This is a genomic window from Bradyrhizobium sp. Ses1 (assembly GCF_059512365.1).
This window is the reverse complement of the sequence record NZ_JCAMOQ010000012.1, coordinates 16,911-37,427: the sequence shown is the minus strand read 5'-3', so window position 1 is coordinate 37,427 and position 20,517 is coordinate 16,911. Positions and strand designations below refer to the sequence as shown.

The window sequence follows — 20,517 nt, the reverse complement described above, 5'->3', positions numbered from 1 at the left end:
GAGACTTTAGGAGAGACGATGCCCTTCAAACTACGGACCGCCGTGCTTTCGGCGGCGGTCGTCGCTTGTGCTGCCGCTTCCGGCAGTGCCTTCGCCCAGAAGACATACGATACCGGCGCCTCCGACACCGAGATCAAGATCGGAAACATCATCCCTTATAGCGGACCTGCGTCCGCCTATGGCAGCATCGGCAAGACCGAGGCCGCCTATTTCCGGATGATCAACGATCGGGGCGGCATCAACGGCCGCAAGGTCAATTTCATCACCTATGACGACGCCTACTCGCCGCCGAAGGCGGTCGAGCAGGTGCGCAAGCTGGTCGAGAGCGACGAAGTCCTTGTCGTCTTCAACCCGCTCGGCACGCCCTCGAACACCGCGATCCAGAAATACCTCAACTCCAAGAAGATCCCGCAACTGTTCGTCGCCACCGGCGCGACCAAGTGGAACGATCCGAAGAACTTCCCGTGGACCATAGGCTGGCAGCCGAGCTACCAGAGCGAAGCGCAGATCTACGCGAAATGGCTGATGAAGGAGAAGCCGGACGCCAAGGTCGCGATCCTCTATCAGAACGACGATTTCGGTAAGGATTACCTCAAGGGCACCAAGGACGGCCTCGGCGCCAAGGGCGCCTCGATGATCATCCTCGAGGAAAGCTACGAGATCGCCGAGCCGACGATCGATTCCCACATCGTCAAGATCAAGGCCGCCAACCCGGACGTGCTGCTGATCTATGCCACGCCGAAATTCGCCGCCCAGACCATCAAGAAGACCGCCGAACTCGGCTGGAAGCCGCTGCAGATCGTCGCCAACGTCTCGATCTCGGTCGGCAGCGTGATGCAGCCGGCGGGATTTGATAACGCCCAGGGCGTGCTCTCGGCCGCGTACGCCAAGGACGGCAGCGACCAGCAATGGAACAACGATCCCGGCATGAAGAAGTGGAATGAATTCCTCGACAAGTACATGCCGGGCGCCGACAAGACCGAGAGCGCCCTGGTTTACGGCTACGGCGCTGCACAAACTCTGGCGAAGGTGCTGGAGATGTGCGGTGACAATCTCACCCGCGCCAACGTCATGAAGCAGGCGGCGAGCCTGAAGGATTTTACGCCGGACACGCTGCTGCCCGGCGTCAAGATCAACACCAGCGCCACCGACTTTGCCCCGATCAGCCAGCTTCAGATGATGCGCTTCAAGGGACAGAAGTGGGAACTGTTCGGCGAGATCATCAGCGGCGACATTCCCGCCGACTAGAGCATTTTCGGTTCTGATTGAATCAGAACCGAAGCTCTAGATTCTTGTTTTGACGCGTTTTCTTCACGCGAACCGGTATCCACTTCGCTCGAAAACGCTCTAAGCTTGTGCAGTGCAAGAGACCAGCGCAAAGCCCCGCGGTGCAAGCCGCGGGGCTTTTTGTTGACGGACGGCGCGAGAACCGCGTTCAATGCCCGCCGTGGGAGTTCCAAGAAACGCATCCACCACAGCATGATCCGGAAAAGTGGGAACCGGTTTTCCGAAAAGATCATGCTCAAACAAGAGATGAGATCATGATCCGATTCCGTCTAATCGGATCATGATCTCAAGGATGAAGGAAACGAATGACTGCCGTCCGCTTGCGATTGACTGCCCTTTCAGCCGTGCTCGTCCTGGTCACCGCCAGCACCGGCGGTGCGCTCGCCCAGAAAAAGTACGATACCGGCGCCAGCGATACCGAGATCAAAATAGGCAACATCATGCCCTATAGCGGACCGGCTTCCGGCTATGGCGTGATCGGTAAGACCGAGGCGGCCTATTTCAACAAGGTCAACGCCGAGGGCGGCATCAACGGTCGCAAGATCGTTTTTCTCAGCTACGACGACGGCTACAACCCGTCGAAGACGGTGGAGCAGGCGCGCAAGCTCGTGGAGAGCGATAAAGTGCTTCTGATCTTCAACTCGCTCGGCACGGTCACCAACCTCGCGATCCAGAAATACATGAACGGCAAGGGAGTGCCGCAGCTCTTCGTCGCCTCCGGCGCCAGCAAGTGGGACCAGCCGAAAGAGTTTCCGTGGACTATGGGCTGGCAGCCGAACTACCAGAGCGAGGCGCGCATCTATGCCAAATACATCATGAAGGAGAGGCCCGACGCCAAGGTCGGCGTGCTCTATCAGAACGACGATTTCGGCAAGGACTACCTCAGAGGCTTGAGGGACGGATTCGGCGAGAAGGCGGCGATGATCGTCGCCGAAGAGAGCTACGAGACCTCAGAGCCGTCGATGGAGAGCCACATCGCCAAGCTGAAGGCCGCCGGCGTCGACGTCTTTATCAACGTCGCCATGCCGAGATTCGCAGCTCAGGCGATGAAGAACGTCGCGGAATTGAACTGGAAGCCGCTGCAGATCGTGTCCAATGTCTCCGCTTCCGTCGGCGGCGCGATGAAGCCGGCCGGCTTTGAGAATGTGCAGGGCGTCCTGTCGGCGGCCTATGCCAAGGATGGCGCCGACCCGCAATGGGACAACGATCCCGGCATGAAGCGCTTCTTCGCGTTCCTGCAGGAATATTATCCGGAAGCCGATCGGCGCGATGACGCGGCGGTCTATGGCTATGGCGCGGCGCAAACCATGGTGAAGGTGCTGCAGATGTGCGGCGACGATCTCACCCGCGCCAATATCATGAAGCAGGCCGCGAGCCTGAGGGAGTTTGCGCCCGACACGCTGCTGCCCGGCATCACCATCAACACATCGCCGACCGACTTCGCGCCCATCAAGCAACTGCAGATGATGCGCTTCAAGACAGACAAGTGGGAGTTGTTCGGCAGCATCATGAGCGGAGCGCTCGGGCATTGAGGGAGCCGCGGCGGCATCCGCCGTTTGCAGCCCTCCGCGACGCCATCGCGGGAGGCTTTTTGTTGCTGGGACCAGGTGGAAGGTATTCAATACCGGCAGGAGCCGGAAAAGTGCTGCCAATCCAAAAAACATGAGACGTCCACCATGAGCCCAAGGAGATCCCAATGTCTGCCATCCATTTGCGGCTGGGGGCCCTTGCGGCCGCCGTCGCATTGCTGGCCGTGAGCAGCGGCCACGCGCTCGCCCAGAAGGCATACGACGTCGGCGCCACCGACACCGAGATCAAGATCGGCAACATCATGCCCTACAGCGGACCGGCCTCCGCCTATGGCGTGATCGGCAAGACGGAGGCGGCCTATTTCAACAAGATCAATGCAGAGGGCGGCATCAACGGCCGCAAGATCAACTTCATCTCCTATGACGACGCCTACTCTCCGCCGAAGACGGTGGAGCAGGCGCGCAAGCTGGTCGAGAGCGACGAGGTGCTCTTCATCTTCAATTCGCTTGGCACGCCGCCGAACTCGGCGATCCAGAAATACATGAACCAGAAGAAGGTGCCGCAGCTCTTCGTCGCCACCGGCGCCACCAAGTGGAACGATCCGAAAGATTTTCCCTGGACCATGGGCTGGCAGCCCAATTACCAGAGCGAGTCGATCATCTACGCCAGGTACATCCTGAAGAACCATCCGAATGCCAGGATCGCGGTGCTCTACCAGAACGATGATTACGGCAAGGACTACCTGAAAGGCTTCAAGGACGGCCTCGGCAGCAAGGCGGATTCGATGATCGTGATCGAGGAAAGCTACGAAGTCTCCGAGCCCTCCATCGACTCCCACATCGTCAAGCTGTGGTCGTCCGGAGCCGATGTGTTCTTCGACATCACCACGCCGAAATTCGCGGCGCAGGCGATCAAGAAAAACGCGGAGATCGGCTGGAAGCCGTTGCACTTCCTCAACAACGTCTCGTCCTCCGTGGGCAGCGTGCTCAAGCCGGCCGGCTTCGAGAACGCGCAGGATATCATCTCGTCGAACTACCTGAAGGATCCGACCGATCCGCAGTGGAAGAACGATCCCGGCATGATCGCCTGGAACGAATTCCTCGATAAGTACTATCCTGAGGCCAATCGCTCCGACCTTTCGGTGATGTACGGCTACACGGTCGCGCAAGGCATGGTGCATGTGCTGAAGGCCTGCGGCGACAACCTGACCCGCGAGAACATCATGAAGCAGGCCGCCAGCATCCGCGACCTCGAGCTCGACGGGCTGTTGCCCGGCATCAAGGTGAATACGTCACGGACCGATTTCGCGCCGCTGTCGCAACTGCAGCTCATGCAATTCAAGGGCGACACCTGGGAGCGCTTCGGCGACATCCTGAGCGGCGACGTCGGCGGCTGATCCTGATGTCATTTGCTTGAATCAGTCTATACGCGAGCTCATTCACCTCTCCCGCTTGCGGGGGAGGTCGCTGCGCCCTTGGTGCAGCGGGTGGGGGCTCTCTCCCCACGAAGAGTCCCATCGCGGAGACACCCTCACCCCAACCTCTCCCGCAGGCGGGAAAGGGAGCGCAGTGTTCGTCGCGGACGCAATTCGACCCGATCTCATCGTGCTGCTGCGGCTTGCGTGTACATGGCTACTAAAGATGCAGCCCCTGTGGCTTTGCAGCAGGGGCTTTTTGTTGAGGCAATGTCGGCAAAATGGTAATCCATACGCTTAACACCAAGAGCTTTCGGATCAAGAAAGCCATGACACAGCATCAATGTCATCCAAAGGGAGAGAGACGGAATGTCCGTTATCAAAAAACTTGCGATTCTTTCGGCAGCGTTCGGCTTGTTAGCGGCCACTGCCGGCACTGCGTCGGCGCAGAAGAAATACGATCCGGGCGCATCAGATACCGAGATCAAGGTCGGCAACATCATGCCCTACAGCGGACCGGCCTCCGCCTATGGCGTAATCGGACGCACCGAGGCCGCCTACTTCAAGAAGATCAACGACGCCGGCGGCATCAATGGCCGCAAGATCAATTTCGTCTCCTATGACGACGCCTATTCGCCACCGAAGGCGGTCGAGCAGGCGCGCAAGCTGGTCGAGAGCGACGAGGTGCTGCTCATCTTCAACTCGCTCGGCACGCCCTCGAACACCGCGATCCAGAAATACATGAACTCGAAGAAGGTGCCGCAGCTCTTCGTCGCCACCGGCGCCACCAAGTGGAACGACCCGCAGAACTTTCCGTGGACCATGGGCTGGCAGCCGAGCTACCAGAGTGAGACCCAGATCTACGCCAAGTACATCCTGAAGAACCATCCCGACGCCAAGATCGCGGTGCTCTTCCAGAACGACGACTACGGCAAGGACTATCTAAAGGGCCTGAGGGACGGGCTCGGCTCGAAGGCCGCGAGCATGATCGTGATGGAGGAGAGCTACGAGACCTCCGAGCCGTCGATCGATTCGCATCTGGTCAAGCTCAAGGCCACCGGCGCCGACATCTTCATCAATATCACCACGCCGAAATTTGCCGCGCAGGCGATCAAGAAGAACGCCGAGATCGGCTGGAAGCCGCTGCACTTCCTCAACAACGTCTCGGCGTCCGTCGGCAGCGTGCTCAAGCCGGCCGGCTTCGAGAACGCCCAGGACATCATCTCCGCCGCCTACCTCAAGGACGCCTCCGACAAGCAGTGGGACAACGATCCCGGCATGAAGGAATTCTATGCCTTCATGGCCAAGGATTTTCCGGAAGGCGACAAGCTCGACGGCGGTACCGTGGTCGGCTACGGCGTGGCGCAGACGCTGGTTCAGGTGCTGAAGCAATGTGGCGACAACCTGACGCGCGAGAACGTCATGAAGCAGGCGGCGAGCCTGAAGGATTTCCGCACCGAAGTCCTGCTGCCCGGCATCAAGATCAACACCGGACCAAACGACTTTGCTCCGATCAGCTCGCTTCAGCTCATGAAGTTCAAGGGCGACAAGTGGGAACTGTTCGGCGACGTCATCAGCGCTGACGTCGGCGGGTAAAAGTCTCCCGCAGTTACCCAAGGTTAAGCACGCAAAGCTCCTGCGACACAGTCGCAGGGGCTTTTTGTTGCCAACATGATTTTCCGCGCTATCAATGCGATGCACCAGAATGGGAGCTTCTGCTCCGAAGGAGTCCTATGCCTATGTTGACCCGACGCCGCCTTGCAACCGCATTCCTCGGCTTTGCCGTAACCGCCACCACTGCCTCTGCCGCACTCGCGCAGAAGCAATATGACACCGGTGCGACGGACACCGAGATCAAGATCGGCAACATCGTGCCCTATAGCGGGCCGGCTTCGGCTTACGGCAGCGTCGGCAAGGCGATGGCTGCATTGTTCAAGAAGGTCAACGACGAGGGCGGCATCAACGGCCGCAAGATCAACTTTATCTCCTATGACGATGCCTATAGCCCGCCGAAGACGGTCGAGCAGGCACGCAAGCTGGTCGAAAGCGACGAGGTTCTGCTGGTGGTCGGCACGCTGGGCACCGCGCCCAACACTGCAATCCAGAAATACCTGAACAGCAAGAAAGTGCCGCAGCTCTTTGTCGCCACTGGCGCGACCAAGTGGAACGAGCCGAAGACCTTTCCCTGGACCATGGGCTGGCTGCCGAGCTACCAGAGCGAATCGCGCATCTACGCGAAATACCTGACGAAGGAGAAGCCGGGCGCCAAGGTGGCCGTGCTCTACCAGAACGACGATATGGGCAAGGACTATCTGAAGGGCCTGAAGGATGGGTTCGGCGCAGACGCCTCGCGGATCGTCCTGGAGGAGAGCTACGAGGTCTCGGAACCGACCATCGATTCGCACGTGGTGAAGATCAAATCGGCCAATCCCGACGTTCTGGTGCTTTACACCACGCCGAAGTTCGGTGCGCAGGCGATCAAGAAGCTCGGCGAGATGAGCTGGAAGCCGCTCACGATCATCTCCAACGTCAGCGCCTCGACCGCGGCCGTGATGAAGCCGGCGGGGGTTGAGAACGCGCAGGGCGTGATCTCGGCGACCTATGCCAAGGACGTTAGCGATCCCCAGTGGGCAGGCGATGCCGGCATCAAGGCGTTCGACGATCTGCTTGCGAAATATCTTCCCGAGATGAACCGCATCGACTCTTCGGCGATGACCGGTTACAACATTGCGACTACGATGGTAGAGGTGCTCCGTCGCTGCGGCGATAACCTGACCCGGGAGAACGTCATGAAGCAGGCGCAAAGCCTGAAGCAATTCGCGCAAGGCGGACTGTTACCGGGCGTGACGCTGACCACGAGCGCGACTGATTACATGCCGATCGAGCAGTTGCAATTGATGCAGTTCAAGGGTGAACGCTGGCAGTTGTTCGGCGAAGTCCTCAGCGGCGAGATCTCTGGCAACTGATGACGAACCGACGCCCTCTTCTGCGCGCGATCTTCGATGCGGCGGTAGCTGCCGCCCATCCGGACGTCGTGCTGGCGCCGCACCTCCGTCCGGTGCCGAAGGGGAGGGTGATCGTGCTTGCCGCGGGCAAGGGCGCCGCCGCCATGGCGGCGGCGGCCGAACGACACTATCTCGACGCGCTCGAACTGGATCCGGCGCTGTTGGCGGGGATTGCAACTACCCGCCACGGCCATGGCGTGCCGACCCGCCGGATCAGGGTGGTCGAGGCCGGCCATCCCGTACCTGACGAAGCCGGGCTGAAAGCCGCCGACGATACGCTGCGGCTGGCGGCGACGGCGACCGCGGATGATCTCTTGCTGGTGTTGATCTCCGGCGGTGGCTCCGCCAATTGGATCGCGCCGGTGGACGGCGTCAGTTTTGCGCAGAAGCAGCAGGTGAACCGGGCGCTGCTCCGCTCGGGCGCGCCGATCGGCGAGATGAACATCGTGCGGAAACATCTGTCGCGCATCAAGGGCGGCCGCTTGGCGCGGGCCGGCCAGCGCGCCGAGATCGTGACGCTCGCGATATCCGACGTGCCGCATGACGATCCTTCCGCGATCGCATCCGGCCCCACGGTAGCGGATCCGACTACGCTTGCGGACGCACGCGCCATCGTCGCCAAATACAATCTGGCCATCGATGACTCTGTTCGCCGCGCGCTCGATGATCCTGGCAACGAAAGCTGCAAGCCGGGCGATCCCGCCTTTGCGCGCGCGACGTTCGAGTTGATCGCAAAGCCGAAGGCCTCGATCGAAGCCGCGGTCAAGGTTGCCCGCGAGGCCGGCTATGCGACCATCGATCTCGGCGCCGATCTCGAAGGCGAAGCGCGCGACGTCGCCGCCGCGCACGCGCAGCTCGCGCTGACGGCCCGCAGCGAGGGCAGGCGCGTCGCGATCCTGTCCGGCGGCGAACTGACCGTGACCGTGCGCGGCAATGGCCGCGGCGGCCCCAACCAGGAATACGCGCTCGCGCTCGCCGATCTGCTCAAGGGCATGACCGATGTCTCGGCGCTCGCCGCGGACACCGACGGCGCCGACGGCGGTGCCGGCAGCGCCAGCGACCCGGCCGGCGCCGTCATCGACCACTCTACGTTCGCGAAGATGAAATCGCAGGGCCTCGATCCCAGGGCCTATCTCGAGAACAACGACGCCAGCGGCTTCTTCGCTCAAACCGGCGATCTGCTTTTGACCGGCCCGACGCTGACCAACGTCAACGACGTCCGCGTCATCCTGGTGGACTGACGCCACGCTGCCGTCATTGCGAGCGAAGCGAAGCAATCCACGTCTCCGCTTGCGGCCCTATGGATTGCTTCGCTGCGCTCGCAATGACGTGGATAGCGCGGCGCACTCCAGCTCATCCCCTCACCCTGAGGAGGCCGCGCAGCGGTCGTCTCGAAGGGCGAGGCCACCGGCGGGGCCTCATCCTTTAAGACGCGGCGAAGACGCCGCTCCTCAGGATGACGATCTGGCAGAATCGTAGGATGGGTAGAGCGGAGCGAAACCCATCATTGGCGCGGCATGCTCCATCGCGATGGGTTTCGCTCCGCTCTACCCATCCTACGGCAGCTCCACCCTCAAAACTCGCGCGCGATCTTCGCCAGCATCTCCAGCAGCGCCGCGTGGTTCTCAGGTCCCAAGAGTTCGATCAGCCGCGCCTCGTGCTTGTTGGCGACGAGCTTCTTGGCGCGTGCCAGCACCGCGCGGCCCTTGTCGGTGAGCACGAGAATGTGCGAGCGGCGGTCGCTTGCCGAGCGCATGCGCGCGCAGAGTTCGCGGCTCTCCAGGGCGTCGAGCATCGCCACGAAATTTGGCCGCAGGATGCCGAGCGTACTCGCGATCTCGGTCTGGTTGCGGCCGGGATTCTGGTCGAGCAGCAAGAGCACCGAGAATTGTGCCGGCGTGAGTTGCAAGGGCGCGACGCAGCGCAGAAAATCCTCGAACACCTTGAGCTGCGCACGCTTCAGCGAATAGCCCAATAGCCCCGACAGTTCTCCCAGGTGGAGCAGGCCATCGTCGCTCGAAGCGTCAAGATCCTGCCCGGCGACGGGGCGGGATACCTTGGCGGCGTCGGCGGCGGTCTTGGGAACAGTCATCGCTCGGAGGCTCGCAATCCCGGGAGTCGGGCTCTTGAGATTATATTCGATAATTGTTATTGACTATATCAAACGTCGGCAGCTTTCAACAGCCGACACCGGACGATCGAGCGCGGCGACGCGTCGATCGGCCCGCCGCGTGAGGGGGAGCGCTCGGCCTTGAACACGACGATCATGCTGTTCCTGCTGCAGGACGGCATCACCAACGGTGCCATCTACGCATTGCTGGGGCTGGCTCTGGTCCTGGTATTCGCGGTCACGCGCGTGATCCTGATCCCGCAGGGCGAATTCGTCACCTATGGCGCGCTGAGCTATGCCATGCTGGCGACCGGCCAGGTGCCGGGCACCGCGAAGCTCGCGGTCGCGATGGGACTGGTGGCGTTCGGCCTCGACCTGTTCTTTGCGCGGAAGTCGCTGCATGCGCGGCTGATCGCGCGGGCCGTCGCGGTCGACATCGTCTTTCCAGTCGCCGTCTGCCTGCTGACCTATGCGCTGGCCGGGCCGAAGACGCCGATTGCCGTCAACATCGCGCTTGCGCTTCTGATCGTGGCGGCGATCGGGCTGTTCCTCTACCGCATCGCGTTCCAGCCGATCGCGCATACGTCCGTGCTGGTGCTGTTGATCGCCTCCGTCGGCTGCCATCTCGCGCTGCAGGGCCTGGGTCTCGTCTTCTTCGGCGCCGAAGGCTTGCGCGGGCCCGCGCTCTCCAACGTCGCTCTGACGGCGGGCGCGCTCCGCTTCACCGGCCAGAGCCTTGCGGTCTACGGCCTCACCATTGGTTTCATCGTCGCGCTCTGGCTGTTCTTCGGCTACTCGCTGACCGGCAAGGCGTTGCGCGCCACCGCCGTCAATCGCCTCGGCGCCCGCCTCGTCGGCATCCGCACCACATTGTCCGGCCAGATCGCCTTCCTGCTGGCCTCGCTGATCGGCGCGATCTCAGGAATTTTGATCGTGCCGATCACGACGCTCTATTACGACACCGGCTTCCTGATCGGCCTCAAAGGCTTCATCGCGGCGATCATCGGCGGTCTCGTCAGCTATCCCTTGACGGCCGTCGCCGCCATTCTCGTCGGTGTCGTCGAGGCGTTCTCTTCGTTCTATGCCAGCAACTTCAAGGAAGTCATCGTCTTCACGCTGATCCTCCCCGTCCTGGTGCTGCGTTCGCTCGCGGCGCCCGCGGTCGAAGAAGAGAAGGATTGAGCGCGATGACGCAGCGATTGCCTCTCATCATCTTCGCCCTCGTGATGGCGCTGATCCCGCTGGTGCCGGGCATCCCGCCATTCTGGATCGTGCTGCTCGACAATATCGGCCTCGCCGCGCTGGTGGCGATGGGATTGGTGCTGCTCACCGGCGTCGGCGGGCTCACCTCGTTCGGGCAGGCGGCGTTCTGCGGCTTCGGCGCCTACACCACGGCGGTGTTGACGACCGCCTATGGCGTCTCGCCGTGGCTGACGCTGCCGGTCTCGCTCCTGGTCAGTGGCATCGCCGCGGTGCTGCTCGGCATCGTCACGGTGCGGCTGTCCGGCCACTATCTGCCGCTCGGCACCATCGCCTGGGGCATCGCGCTGTTCTACCTCTTCAGCAAGCTCGAATTCCTCGGCCGCAATGACGGCATCTCCGGCATCCCGCCGCTTGCGATCGGCTCCTACAAGATGCTGAGCCCCGGCACGATCTACTATGCGATCTGGATCGCGGTCTTGATATCGGCGGTGCTGACGTTGAACCTCTTGGACTCGCGCACCGGCCGCGCCATCCGCGCGCTGCGCCGCGGCCATATCGCGGCCGAAGCCTTCGGCGTGCAGACGCCGCGTGCCAAGCTCCTGGTGTTCATCTACGCTGCGGTGCTGGCGGGCCTGTCCGGCTGGCTCTATGCGCATTTCCAGCGCGCCGCCAACCCGACGCCGTTCGGTCCGCAGGCCGGCATCGAATATCTCTTTATCGCCGTCGTCGGCGGCGCCGGCTATGTCTGGGGCGCGGTGCTCGGCGCCGGCATCGTCGTGATCCTGAAGGAAGTGTTGCAGAGCTATCTTCCTTACATCTTCGGCGGCCAGAGCCAGCTCGAGACCATCGTGTTCGGCATCCTCCTCGTGATGCTGCTGCAGCTCGCGCCATCCGGCGTCTGGCCGTGGCTGATGGCGCGATTGCCGTTCAAGGCGGTCCGCAGGACGGTGGACAATTCGCTGACGCTGCCGGCCCGGGAGCGTGCTCCCACGACGGCGGCCGTGCTCCTGCAGCTCGACAAGGCGCGCAAGCAGTTCGGCGGCGTCACCGCCGTCAACGATGTCAGCTTCGACGTCAGGGCCCGCGAGATCGTGGCGCTGATCGGACCCAATGGCGCCGGCAAGAGCACGACCTTCAACCTGATCACGGGCGTCCTGACCGCAACCAGCGGCGCCATCTCCGTGCTCGGCAGGAAGGTCGAGAACGCGCCGCCGCAGGAGGTGGTGAAGCTCGGCGTCGCCCGCACCTTCCAGCACGTCAAGCTGGTGCCCGACATGACGGTGCTGGAGAACGTCGCGATCGGCGCGCATCTGCGGGGACATTCCGGCGCGGTCGCCAGCATGCTCCGCCTCGACCGCGCGGATGAAGCACGGCTGCTCGCGGAAGCCGCACGGCAGATCGAGCGCGTCGGGCTCACCGACCAGATCGACCAGCTCGCGGGCTCGCTCTCGCTCGGCCAGCAGCGCATCGTGGAGATCGCCCGCGCGCTCTGCGTCGACCCGATGCTGCTGCTGCTCGATGAGCCCGCCGCGGGGCTGCGGCACATGGAGAAGCAGCGGCTCGCGGCGCTGCTGCGGCAATTGCGCGACGGCGGCATGTCGGTGCTCTTGGTCGAGCACGACATGGGTTTTGTCATGGACCTCGCCGACCGCATCGTCGTGCTCGATTTCGGCACCAAGATCGCGGAAGGCACGCCGGAGGCGATCAAGAAGAACCCCGAGGTCATCAAGGCCTATCTCGGAGCCGCGGCATGAGCGCGTTGTTGTCGGTGTCCGATGTGCATATCGCCTATGGCAAGGTCGAAGCCGTGCGCGGCGTCTCGCTCGAAGTTAACGAGAACGAGATCGTCACCATCATCGGCGCCAATGGGGCCGGGAAGACCACGCTGCTCAACGCCGTCATGGGCATCCTGCCGCTGAAGGGCCGCACCGCCTTCGCAGGCCGAGACATGGCCACGCTCGACATCGAGGATCGTGTTGCGGCGGGCCTCAGCCTCGTGCCGGAGCACCGCGAATTGTTCGCGACCATGAATGTCGAGGACAATCTGCAGCTCGGCGCATTCCGGGTCCCGAAGGCGACCGCGGCAAATTCGTTCGAGCGCGTCTACAGCCTGTTCCCGCGGCTGAGGGAGCGGCGCAAGCAGCTCGCCGGCACGCTTTCTGGCGGCGAGCAGCAGATGCTCGCGATGGGGCGGGCGCTGATGGGCGCTCCGAAACTCCTGATGCTGGACGAGCCGAGCCTGGGCCTCGCGCCGATCATTGTCGCCGACATCTTCCGCACCATCGGCGAGCTTCGCGCCGCCGGCGTGTCGGTGCTGCTGGTGGAGCAGAACGCCCAGGCCGCGCTACAGATCGCCGACCGCGCCTATGTGATGGAGCTCGGCGAGTTCGTGCTCAGCGGAGCGGCTCGCGACATCGCCAGCAACCAGCGCGTCGCCGCAAGCTATCTCGGCTTCCAGCATGAGGGCGAGAGCGCGGTTTGATCCACGCTCCCGCCCCGCATCGTCACATCGCCGGCACGTATTTGCCGTCTTTCACCGTGAGCAGGATCCGCGAGCGATCGTCGAGACCGTAGCGGTCCTTGTCGGTCCAGTTGTAGACGCCTTGCGTAGCGACGATTTCCTTCTCGCTCATCAGCGCCTGGCGGATGCCTTCGCGGAACTCCGGCGTGCCGGGCTTGCCGGCCTTCAGCGCGACCGGGATCACGCGCTTCAACACTTCGAAGGCGTCGTAGGAGTGGCCGGCAAACTGGCTGCGGCTGTTGGCGCCATACTTCGCCTCATAGGCGGTGTTGAGCGTAAGCCCTGGCTTCTTGGTCAGCGCGCTGTCCGGCTGGCTCTCCGGCGACATCACCGGGCCCGATGCCATGATGACGCCCTCCGCCGCGGGACCGGCGATGCGGACGAAGTCCATGCTCGCGGCGCCGTGGGTCTGGTAGATCAGGCCCTTGTAGCCGCGCTCGCGCAACGCGGTCTGCGGCAGCGCCGCGGCAGTGCCGGAGGCACCGACAAGGATCGCGTCGGGATTGGCTGCGACGAGCTTCAGCACCTGGCCCGCGACCGAGGTATCGGGCCGGGCAAATCGCTCTTCGTCGACCATCTGCAGGCCCATCGGCACGCCCTGGGCCTTGAAGTCGTTGAACCAGAGGTCGCCGTAGGAATCGGAGTAGCCGATATAGCCGACGGTCTTGATGCCGTGCGCCTTCATGTGCTCGTACAAGACCTTGCCCATGATCGGGATCGACTGCGGCATGTCGACCGACCATTTCGCGCGCGCTTCGTTGATCGGAAACGGCGCCAGCCCGAAATGCGGGATGCCAGCCTCGTTGGCGACGGTGGAGACCGCGATCGAGGGCGGAGTGGTGGAGGAGCCCATGATGATGTCGGCCTTCGATTCCGTGACGAAGCGCCGCGCGTTGGTGGTAGCCGCGGTCGGATCGCCGCCGTCATCGAGCACGATCACCTTGAGCGGCACGCCGCCGATCTCCTTCGGCACGAAATCCAGCGCGTTACGCTCGGGGATTCCGAGCGCCGCGGCAGGCCCCGTGGTCGAGATCGAGATACCGATGACGATCTCGTTATTCTGCGCGGATGCCGGCGTGCCCGGCAGCGCCAGCGCTGCAGCCAGCGCAGCCGCGGCGAGATAAGCCTTCCTCATTCATTCCTCCCTTGAATTATTCTTGTTGGTGTAAGCAACTGGCGGAGCCAATCCAGCCCCTTCTTTAGGTCAATAGGGCAGGGCACTCAAATCAGCCCATCATGAAACGGTCAATGATCTCCTGCGGAAACGGCGCCGACTTCAATTTTGCGGGATCGTTCGGATCGCGGCCGACGAGGACGCGGGTTTCGAAAGCTTCGATCGCCAGCGCCTCGCCCTTGAACACCTTGTGCGTCACTTCGAAACTCGAGCGCTTGATGCTTTCCACCCGTGTTTCGATTGTAATCCAGTCGCCGTGCGTCGACGGGATGTAAAACTTCGCCCGCGTGTCGACCATGGGAATGCCGACCAGGCCGTAGTTGCGGACGAGGTCCTGTTTCGAGAAGCCGGCCGCTTCGAACATGATCGAGGTCGAATCGTCGAACATCGCGAAATAGCGCGGGTAATAGACGATGTTGGCGGGGTCGCAGTCGCCCCACTGGATCTGCACATCGCGCCGGTGCACGAACATGCGCCGACCTCAGCGCGGCGCCATGCGAAGCGCGGCATCGAGCCGCACCACCTCGCCGTTGAGGTAGGGGTTGTCGATCATGTGCAGCGCCAGCGAAGCGAACTCGCCCGCATCGCCGAGCCGGTGCGGGAACGGGATCGAGGCGGCGAGCGAATCCTGCGCTTCCTGCGGCAGGCCTGCAAGCAGCGGCGTCAGGAACAGGCCGGGCGCAATCGCCAGCACGCGGATGCCGAACTGCGCGAGCTCGCGCGCGATCGGCAGCGTCATGCCGACGATGCCGCCCTTGGAAGCCGAATAGGCGGCCTGGCCGATCTGGCCGTCATAGGCGGCGATCGATGCGGTCGAGATCACGACGCCGCGTTCGCCGGTTGGTAGCGGCTCGAGCTTTGTCATCGCCGCGGTCGCAAGCCGCAGCATGTTGAAGGAGCCGAGCAGGTTGACCTTGATCACCTTGTCGAAATCGCCGAGCGGCATCGGGCCGTCACGCCCGATCACGCGCTTTGCCACGCCGATGCCGGCGCAGTTGACCAGGATGCGCGCCGGGCCATGCGCTGTCGCAGCCTGCGCGACCGCGGCTTCGGCTGAGGCTGCATCCGACACGTCGCAGATCACGGCAACGCCGCCGATCTCGGCCGCGACGCTTTCGGCAAGCTTTGCGTTGAGGTCGCACACTGCAACCTTGGCACCCTGCGCGGCGAGCCGGCGCGCGGTCGCGGCGCCCAGTCCCGATGCGCCACCGGTGACGATGGCGGCCTGATCCTTCAACTGCATGATCTTCTCCCTTATAAAACTCAGCTCAATGTGATGACGTGCGCAGGCGGCACATCGGCATAAAGCGCCTCGATCAGCGCTGCGCGATGTTCCAGTACCGCGCGCTGATTGACCGAACCCTTGTCGGTGACCTCGCCGCGATCGATCGATAGCGGCGCATCGAGCAGGATCGCGCGGGTGATCCGGGTCGACGATCCGGTGGCGCTGGCGAGGAAGCGGGCGAAGCGCTCGCGGAAAGCGGCGCGGACCAGGGAATCGGACGCCGCCGCCGCGATATCGTTGGCTGATAGCGCCGGGTTGATCACGCGGCAGCCGTCGAGATCCAGGATCACGATGGCGGAAATCTCGTCGCGGTTGATGCCGGCGATGACGACGTCGCGCACGAGCGGCGCGCAGGTCGCGATGAAGCGCGCGCGGAGCGGGCCGACGCTGACCCAGGTGCCGCTCGCGAGCTTGAAATCCTCGGCGATGCGGCCATCGAAATCGAAGCCGGCATCAAGATCATCCGCTTTGGCCGGCTTCAGCGCATCGCCGAACTTGTAGAAGCCCTCTTCGTCGAAGGCGGCGGCGGTCAATTCGGGCTGGCGCCAATAGCCCGGTGTGACGTTCGGCCCCTTGGCGCGCACTTCGAGCTTGCCGTTGTTCGGCAACAGCTTGGCTTCGTTGCCTGATACGGGCAGGCCGACATGGCCGGAGCGGCTGGTGTCGGGTCGCACCGACATGAAGAACGGCGCGGTCTCGGTGGCGCCGAGCCCGGTCAGCATCGGCACACGGAAGCCGGTCTCGCGGACCGCAAGCTCGTCGAGGCTGTTCCAGACATAGGGCGACAGCGCCGCGCCCGAGAAGAACATCGCGTGCAGGCGGCCGAAGAACTTCGCGCGCAGGTTCGCATCGTCGCGCAGATAGGGCAGCAGCGATTCATAGCCCTTGGGCACGTTGAAATAGACCGTCGGCGAAATCTCGCGGAGGTTCTTCACGGTGTCCTCGATGCCGCCGGGCATCGGCTTGCCCTCATCGAGATACATCGAGCCGCCGTTGAACAGCGTCAGCCCGATATTGTGGTTGCCGCCAAAGGTGTGATTCCGGGGCAGCCAGTCGACGATGACAGGCGGCTCGTCCTTCAGGAACGCCAATGTCTCGCGCAACATCACCTGGTTCGCGCAGAGCATGCGCTGGGTGTTGATGACGGCCTTGGGGTTGCCGGTCGAGCCGGAAGTCAGCAGGAATTTCGCGATCGTGTCCGGCGTGATGGCTTGGTGTGTAGCGTCGAGCAGCGGATGCTCCGGCGTGGCCAGCAGCTCGGAAAGTCTGGTCACGACCCGGCCGGGAAGGTCGCCGCGCGTGGCGACGATCTCGGTCTCTGGCGCTACATTCGCGGACAGCGCTGCGGCGAACTTGCCGGCGTCATCGGCGAAGACAAGGCCGGGCGTCAGCAGCTTGATGACAAAACCGAGCTTGCCGAAATCGCGTGACACCAGTGAATAGGCCGGCGACACCGGGCAGAACGGCACGCCGGCATAGAGCGCGCCGAACGCGAGCAGCGCGTGGTCAATCGAATTGCCCGACAGAATCACGAGCGGCTTTTCCGCCGACAGGCCGCGCGCGATCAGTGCCGAGGCGATGTGCCTCGCGGCATCGAGCAGCTCAGCGTAGCTGATCTCGCGCCACGCGCCGTCCGCGGCGCGCTCCGCCATGAACACGCGGCGGGGCTCGACCTTGGCCCAATGATGCAGCCGATCGGTGATGCGCTGCGGATAATCGAGGAGCTTGCTGCGTGGGCGAAGATAGATCGTGCCATCGTCGCGGCGCTCGATGATAACAGCGGGATTGCCGAACGATATCGCGCGCAGCGGATGCGCGGCGACGTCTGTAACTAGCGCTGACATGTCGGCTCTCGCGCTCATCTCAGGTCGGCTTCACTTTCGCGGTCTTGTGCTCGAGGAATTCGCGGATCCGGCGTTTCGCCTCCTTGTCGCTCTGCGCCACCGTCGCCATCAGCGATTCCATCAACAGCCCGGTCTGCGGATTGGCTTCGGCGATCATCGGCAGCGCCTGCAGCACCGCAAAATTGGTCAGCGGCGCATTCCCGGCGATACGCTCGGCAAGCTCGATCGCCTTCGGCAATGCGCCGCCCGCGTCCGTCAGATATTGTGCGAAGCCGTAGGCCGCGCCTTCGGTCGCGGAATAGACGCGTCCCGTCAGCATCATATCGATCATGCGGGGCACGCCGATCAGGCGCGGCAGCCGCACCGATCCGCCGCCGCCGACAAAGATGCCGCGTTGGCCTTCGGGCAGTGCGAAATAGGCTGACGGTTCGGCGACGCGGATATGCGCGGCGCAGGCAAGCTCCAGCCCGCCGCCGATCACGGCGCCCCTCAGTGCGGCGATCACGGGCACGCGGCTGTACTGGATGCGGTCGAACACCCGGTGCCACATCTGTGAATGCTGCAGGCCTTCGGTCGCGTCGCGCTCGGAGAGTTCGGAGAGATCGAGGCCGGAGGAGAAATGGTCGCCGATGCCGTGGACGACGATGGCGCCGACGCCATCGGGGATGTCGGAAAAGCAATCCTGGATCGCCAGCATGATGCCGTCGTTCAGCGCATTGCGCTTGGCCGGCCGGTTGAGGCCCACGGTCAGGACCGCGCCGTTGTTCTCGATTGTCAGTAGCGCCGCGCGATCCTCGATCGCGGCGGAGTCGGCGTTTCCCATGGCCTTATTGTTTCCTTCCCAGAATAGTTATACCTTATAACGATTGGCCCGGGAGTCAATACGATGCGTCATCGCGAGCGAGCCCCGTAGGATGGGTAGAGCGCAGCGAAACCCATCGCGATGGAGCAAGCTGCGCGAATGATGGGTTTCGCTGCGCTCTACCCATCCTACGACATTGTCCCCGACCCAAGCGTGATGCGGCAGAGCGAATCCCACCACGATACCGGCGGCGATTGCGACAGGATTTCGCAATCATCTATCTGTATTGAGGAGAGCATATCTCCGCCTCAATCGGTCGTGCATCTGACGGTCGTCAGCATTGCCGTCAGAAACAGGACTGTCAGATGGTCGTTCATCGCCTGCTACCGAATCTGCTCCGACGGCGGATGCGGAATTTGTCCGGTCGCGCCAGGTTGCAGGGTGTGGCGGCGTTGGCCGCGGCCTGCCTGATGTCTGGCTGCGCCACGGTGGCGCTGGATGAGGGCGGGTCGCTGACATCGTATAGTCAGCTCCAACCCTCCGACGGCGTGGTCACGAAGTCGAAGCTCTATGTGCGTGAACAAGAGGTGCTGGCGGCACGCACCGTGCGGATCGTCCCCGCGACGATTGCCGAGAAGGCAAGGGTGGAGGGGATCACGGATCAGGAGCGAAGATTGGTCGCCAATGCGATCGATCGCTCCCTTTGCGCCGGCCTCAGCGAACGCTTCACCGTGGTCGCCGCGAACGACGACGCGGATATCACGGTTCATTCGCGGATCACGCAGATGACGCCGACCGACGAGAAGGCGGTGGCGGCATCGAAAGGGGCATCCGTTGCCAAGACCGTGCTGCTGCCCGGCGTGCCGGTGCCGGTTCCGCGCATTCCCATTGGCCTTGGCTCACTGTCGGTCGAAGCGGAAGCGAGGGCGCGCGACGGCAAGCAGGAAGGCGCCATGGTCTGGGGGCGCGGCGCGAATGCCCTCTCCGGTTCGGCGCGTGTGTCTCCGTCGGGCGATGCCTACGAATTGGCGAGTGCGTTCGGCGACGATTTCAGCCGCATGCTGGTCACCGGCAAGACACCCTTCGGAGGGCTCGGGAAACCACCTTCCATGGATCGCATCCAGTCATGGGCGGGTGGCGCGCCGAAATATGCGGCGTGCGAAGCATTCGGCCGCGAGCCGGGCATCGCGGGCCTGGTCGGAGGAGCGATCGGCGTACCGCCGGATTGGAACGACAAGGTGCCCGATGCCAGCACCACGACCGCGCAGGCTCAATAGTCAGTTCGTGGTTTGTAGGTGGGTTAGCGTCCGCCGAAGCTCGAAGAGCGAAGGTGGAGGCGTAACCCACCATTCGCTCTCGCCAAGGATGATGGGTTACGCCTTGCACCTTCGTGTGTTGAAGCAGCGGAGGCCGTAGCTCGGCTAACCCACCCTACCAGCTGTCACCTCGCCGCCGAGGCACGGCCTTCGCCGTCGATCTGGCGGCCCATGATCGCGATCGCCTTCTGATAGACGCCGGCGGCATTCCAGGCTTCGATCGCCGCGAAGTTGGGTTCGCCGGGCTGGTAGCCGGCGCCGGCGCGCCAGCCGTGGGCCTTAAGGAAGTTGGCGGTCGAGTTGAGCGCGTTGGCGGCCACGTCGAGATTACCGGTGCCATAGGCCAGGATGTTCTTCGGCATGAATTGGGTCTGGCCGACCTCGCCATGCATGGATCCGCGTGTGCTTGCCGACAGCACGCCCCGGTCGACCAGCTTCAGCGCCGCGTAGAGCTGATCGGTGAAGAACTCGGGTCGGCGGCAGTCATAGGCAAGAGTGGCGATTGAGGACAGCATGTTCTGATTGCCGCGCTGGCTTCCAAAGCCGGTCTCCATGCCCCAGATCGCGATCAGCGGCCCGGGTGGGACGCCGTAGTGCTGCTCGATCGAGGCGAACAGCGCTGCGTGGGATTGCTTGAGCGATCGTCCGCGCGCGACGATGGTCGAGGCGCCGCGCTTGGCGAGAAACTGGTCGAGCGACAGGCCAAAGCTGCGCTGGCCGCGATCGGCGGCGATGGTCGCGCTGGCATAGTGCGTCTGCATCAAGGCGGCGACACCGGCTTGTCCGATGCCCTTGCCACTCGCCTCGCGGGCGAATTCCGCCTTCCAGGCCTCGAAACCGCCGGGACCGTTACCGCATTGCGCCGCCTTCGCGCTTGTGCCGAAAGGCGCCAGCGTCGCAAAGGCGATGAGGGCGGCGGTTGCAAGTTTCCTGGTCATCTCGAACTCCGTTGGTCGGCAGACATGATTTAAGCATAAATTGGGTGGACGCATAAATCGCATAACAATCGGGCGAAATCCGCACCGG

17 protein-coding genes are annotated in these 20,517 nt (G+C 63.2%); 10 read left to right on the top strand and 7 right to left on the bottom strand.

The window, feature by feature from the left end:
• Positions 1-18 precede the first annotated feature (18 nt).
• The 6 genes from AC5ZG5_RS16365 to AC5ZG5_RS16340 all read left to right on the top strand — a co-directional run bounded on the left by AC5ZG5_RS16365 (position 19) and on the right by AC5ZG5_RS16340 (position 8,477).
• Positions 19-1,248 carry an ABC transporter substrate-binding protein gene (locus AC5ZG5_RS16365; RefSeq protein WP_456642917.1) on the top strand — a complete coding sequence of 410 codons (1,230 nt, stop codon included), beginning with the start codon at positions 19-21 and terminating at the stop codon, positions 1,246-1,248.
• A gap of 344 nt (positions 1,249-1,592) precedes the next feature.
• Positions 1,593-2,819 (top strand): ABC transporter substrate-binding protein, encoded by a 1,227-nt coding sequence (locus tag AC5ZG5_RS16360; RefSeq protein ID WP_456642918.1) that lies wholly within the window; start codon positions 1,593-1,595, stop codon positions 2,817-2,819.
• Between the two features lie 164 nt (positions 2,820-2,983).
• Positions 2,984-4,213: an ABC transporter substrate-binding protein gene (locus tag AC5ZG5_RS16355; protein WP_130226610.1), complete on the top strand. Its 1,230-nt coding sequence runs from the start codon at positions 2,984-2,986 to the stop codon at positions 4,211-4,213.
• Between the two features lie 387 nt (positions 4,214-4,600).
• A complete protein-coding gene (locus tag AC5ZG5_RS16350) occupies positions 4,601-5,827 on the top strand; it encodes an ABC transporter substrate-binding protein (protein ID WP_456642919.1) in 1,227 nt (408 codons plus the stop codon).
• A 137-nt stretch (positions 5,828-5,964) separates the two neighbouring features.
• Positions 5,965-7,197, top strand: coding sequence for an ABC transporter substrate-binding protein (locus tag AC5ZG5_RS16345; protein ID WP_130226608.1), 1,233 nt, complete (start codon positions 5,965-5,967; stop codon positions 7,195-7,197).
• On the top strand, positions 7,197-8,477 hold the full coding sequence (locus AC5ZG5_RS16340) for a glycerate kinase type-2 family protein (protein ID WP_456642920.1): 1,281 nt from the start codon (positions 7,197-7,199) through the stop codon (positions 8,475-8,477). Before AC5ZG5_RS16345 ends, AC5ZG5_RS16340 begins: the two co-directional genes overlap by 1 nt.
• 332 nt (positions 8,478-8,809) lie before the next feature.
• Here AC5ZG5_RS16340 and AC5ZG5_RS16335 read toward each other — a convergent pair whose 3' ends face one another.
• Positions 8,810-9,328 carry a MarR family winged helix-turn-helix transcriptional regulator gene (locus AC5ZG5_RS16335; RefSeq protein ID WP_028166743.1) on the bottom strand — a complete coding sequence of 173 codons (519 nt, stop codon included), beginning with the start codon at positions 9,326-9,328 and terminating at the stop codon, positions 8,810-8,812.
• Positions 9,329-9,487: 159 nt separating this feature from the next.
• On the opposite strand from AC5ZG5_RS16335, the gene AC5ZG5_RS16330 reads away from it, so the two are divergent.
• From AC5ZG5_RS16330 to AC5ZG5_RS16320, 3 genes are read left to right on the top strand one after another with little or no spacing between them, the layout of a single operon-like run.
• Positions 9,488-10,528 carry a branched-chain amino acid ABC transporter permease gene (locus AC5ZG5_RS16330; protein WP_456642921.1) on the top strand — a complete coding sequence of 347 codons (1,041 nt, stop codon included), beginning with the start codon at positions 9,488-9,490 and terminating at the stop codon, positions 10,526-10,528.
• Between the two features lie 5 nt (positions 10,529-10,533).
• A complete protein-coding gene (locus tag AC5ZG5_RS16325) occupies positions 10,534-12,303 on the top strand; it encodes a branched-chain amino acid ABC transporter ATP-binding protein/permease (RefSeq protein WP_456642922.1) in 1,770 nt (589 codons plus the stop codon).
• Positions 12,300-13,031 (top strand): ABC transporter ATP-binding protein, encoded by a 732-nt coding sequence (locus AC5ZG5_RS16320; RefSeq protein WP_208828319.1) that lies wholly within the window; start codon positions 12,300-12,302, stop codon positions 13,029-13,031. Before AC5ZG5_RS16325 ends, AC5ZG5_RS16320 begins: the two co-directional genes overlap by 4 nt.
• 22 nt (positions 13,032-13,053) lie before the next feature.
• Here AC5ZG5_RS16320 and AC5ZG5_RS16315 read toward each other — a convergent pair whose 3' ends face one another.
• From AC5ZG5_RS16315 to AC5ZG5_RS16295, 5 genes are all read right to left on the bottom strand, one after another.
• Entirely contained in the window at positions 13,054-14,205 is a 1,152-nt protein-coding gene (locus AC5ZG5_RS16315; RefSeq protein ID WP_456642923.1) for an ABC transporter substrate-binding protein, read from the bottom strand.
• A 91-nt stretch (positions 14,206-14,296) separates the two neighbouring features.
• Positions 14,297-14,716, bottom strand: a complete 420-nt coding sequence (locus AC5ZG5_RS16310) for an acyl-CoA thioesterase (protein ID WP_456642924.1) — start codon at positions 14,714-14,716, stop codon at positions 14,297-14,299.
• Positions 14,717-14,725: 9 nt separating this feature from the next.
• Positions 14,726-15,487, bottom strand: coding sequence for an SDR family NAD(P)-dependent oxidoreductase (locus AC5ZG5_RS16305; RefSeq protein WP_208828322.1), 762 nt, complete (start codon positions 15,485-15,487; stop codon positions 14,726-14,728).
• Positions 15,488-15,507: 20 nt separating this feature from the next.
• Positions 15,508-17,373: a feruloyl-CoA synthase gene (locus AC5ZG5_RS16300; RefSeq protein WP_456642925.1), complete on the bottom strand. Its 1,866-nt coding sequence runs from the start codon at positions 17,371-17,373 to the stop codon at positions 15,508-15,510.
• 19 nt (positions 17,374-17,392) lie between these two features.
• Positions 17,393-18,196: a crotonase/enoyl-CoA hydratase family protein gene (locus AC5ZG5_RS16295; protein WP_456642926.1), complete on the bottom strand. Its 804-nt coding sequence runs from the start codon at positions 18,194-18,196 to the stop codon at positions 17,393-17,395.
• Positions 18,197-18,540: 344 nt separating this feature from the next.
• On the opposite strand from AC5ZG5_RS16295, the gene AC5ZG5_RS16290 reads away from it, so the two are divergent.
• Positions 18,541-19,452, top strand: coding sequence for a DUF3313 domain-containing protein (locus AC5ZG5_RS16290; RefSeq protein WP_456642927.1), 912 nt, complete (start codon positions 18,541-18,543; stop codon positions 19,450-19,452).
• 164 nt (positions 19,453-19,616) lie between these two features.
• Here the strand turns inward: AC5ZG5_RS16290 and AC5ZG5_RS16285 are convergent, their stop codons facing one another.
• Entirely contained in the window at positions 19,617-20,429 is an 813-nt protein-coding gene (locus AC5ZG5_RS16285; protein WP_028168223.1) for a lytic murein transglycosylase, read from the bottom strand.
• Positions 20,430-20,517 lie beyond the last annotated feature (88 nt).

Bases quoted from the DNA above. Each gene is read 5' to 3' on its own strand.
- AC5ZG5_RS16365 (WP_456642917.1), top strand. From the start codon at position 19: ATGCCCTTCAAACTACGGACCGCCGTGCTTTCGGCGGCGGTCGTCGCT.
- AC5ZG5_RS16360 (WP_456642918.1), top strand. From the start codon at position 1,593: ATGACTGCCGTCCGCTTGCGATTGACTGCCCTTTCAGCCGTGCTCGTC.
- AC5ZG5_RS16355 (WP_130226610.1), top strand. From the start codon at position 2,984: ATGTCTGCCATCCATTTGCGGCTGGGGGCCCTTGCGGCCGCCGTCGCA.
- AC5ZG5_RS16350 (WP_456642919.1), top strand. From the start codon at position 4,601: ATGTCCGTTATCAAAAAACTTGCGATTCTTTCGGCAGCGTTCGGCTTG.
- AC5ZG5_RS16345 (WP_130226608.1), top strand. From the start codon at position 5,965: ATGCCTATGTTGACCCGACGCCGCCTTGCAACCGCATTCCTCGGCTTT.
- AC5ZG5_RS16340 (WP_456642920.1), top strand. From the start codon at position 7,197: ATGACGAACCGACGCCCTCTTCTGCGCGCGATCTTCGATGCGGCGGTA.
- AC5ZG5_RS16335 (WP_028166743.1), bottom strand. From the start codon at position 9,328: ATGACTGTTCCCAAGACCGCCGCCGACGCCGCCAAGGTATCCCGCCCC.
- AC5ZG5_RS16325 (WP_456642922.1), top strand. From the start codon at position 10,534: ATGACGCAGCGATTGCCTCTCATCATCTTCGCCCTCGTGATGGCGCTG.
- AC5ZG5_RS16320 (WP_208828319.1), top strand. From the start codon at position 12,300: ATGAGCGCGTTGTTGTCGGTGTCCGATGTGCATATCGCCTATGGCAAG.
- AC5ZG5_RS16315 (WP_456642923.1), bottom strand. From the start codon at position 14,205: ATGAGGAAGGCTTATCTCGCCGCGGCTGCGCTGGCTGCAGCGCTGGCG.
- AC5ZG5_RS16310 (WP_456642924.1), bottom strand. From the start codon at position 14,716: ATGTTCGTGCACCGGCGCGATGTGCAGATCCAGTGGGGCGACTGCGAC.
- AC5ZG5_RS16305 (WP_208828322.1), bottom strand. From the start codon at position 15,487: ATGCAGTTGAAGGATCAGGCCGCCATCGTCACCGGTGGCGCATCGGGA.
- AC5ZG5_RS16300 (WP_456642925.1), bottom strand. From the start codon at position 17,373: ATGTCAGCGCTAGTTACAGACGTCGCCGCGCATCCGCTGCGCGCGATA.
- AC5ZG5_RS16295 (WP_456642926.1), bottom strand. From the start codon at position 18,196: ATGGGAAACGCCGACTCCGCCGCGATCGAGGATCGCGCGGCGCTACTG.
- AC5ZG5_RS16290 (WP_456642927.1), top strand. From the start codon at position 18,541: ATGGTCGTTCATCGCCTGCTACCGAATCTGCTCCGACGGCGGATGCGG.
- AC5ZG5_RS16285 (WP_028168223.1), bottom strand. From the start codon at position 20,429: ATGACCAGGAAACTTGCAACCGCCGCCCTCATCGCCTTTGCGACGCTG.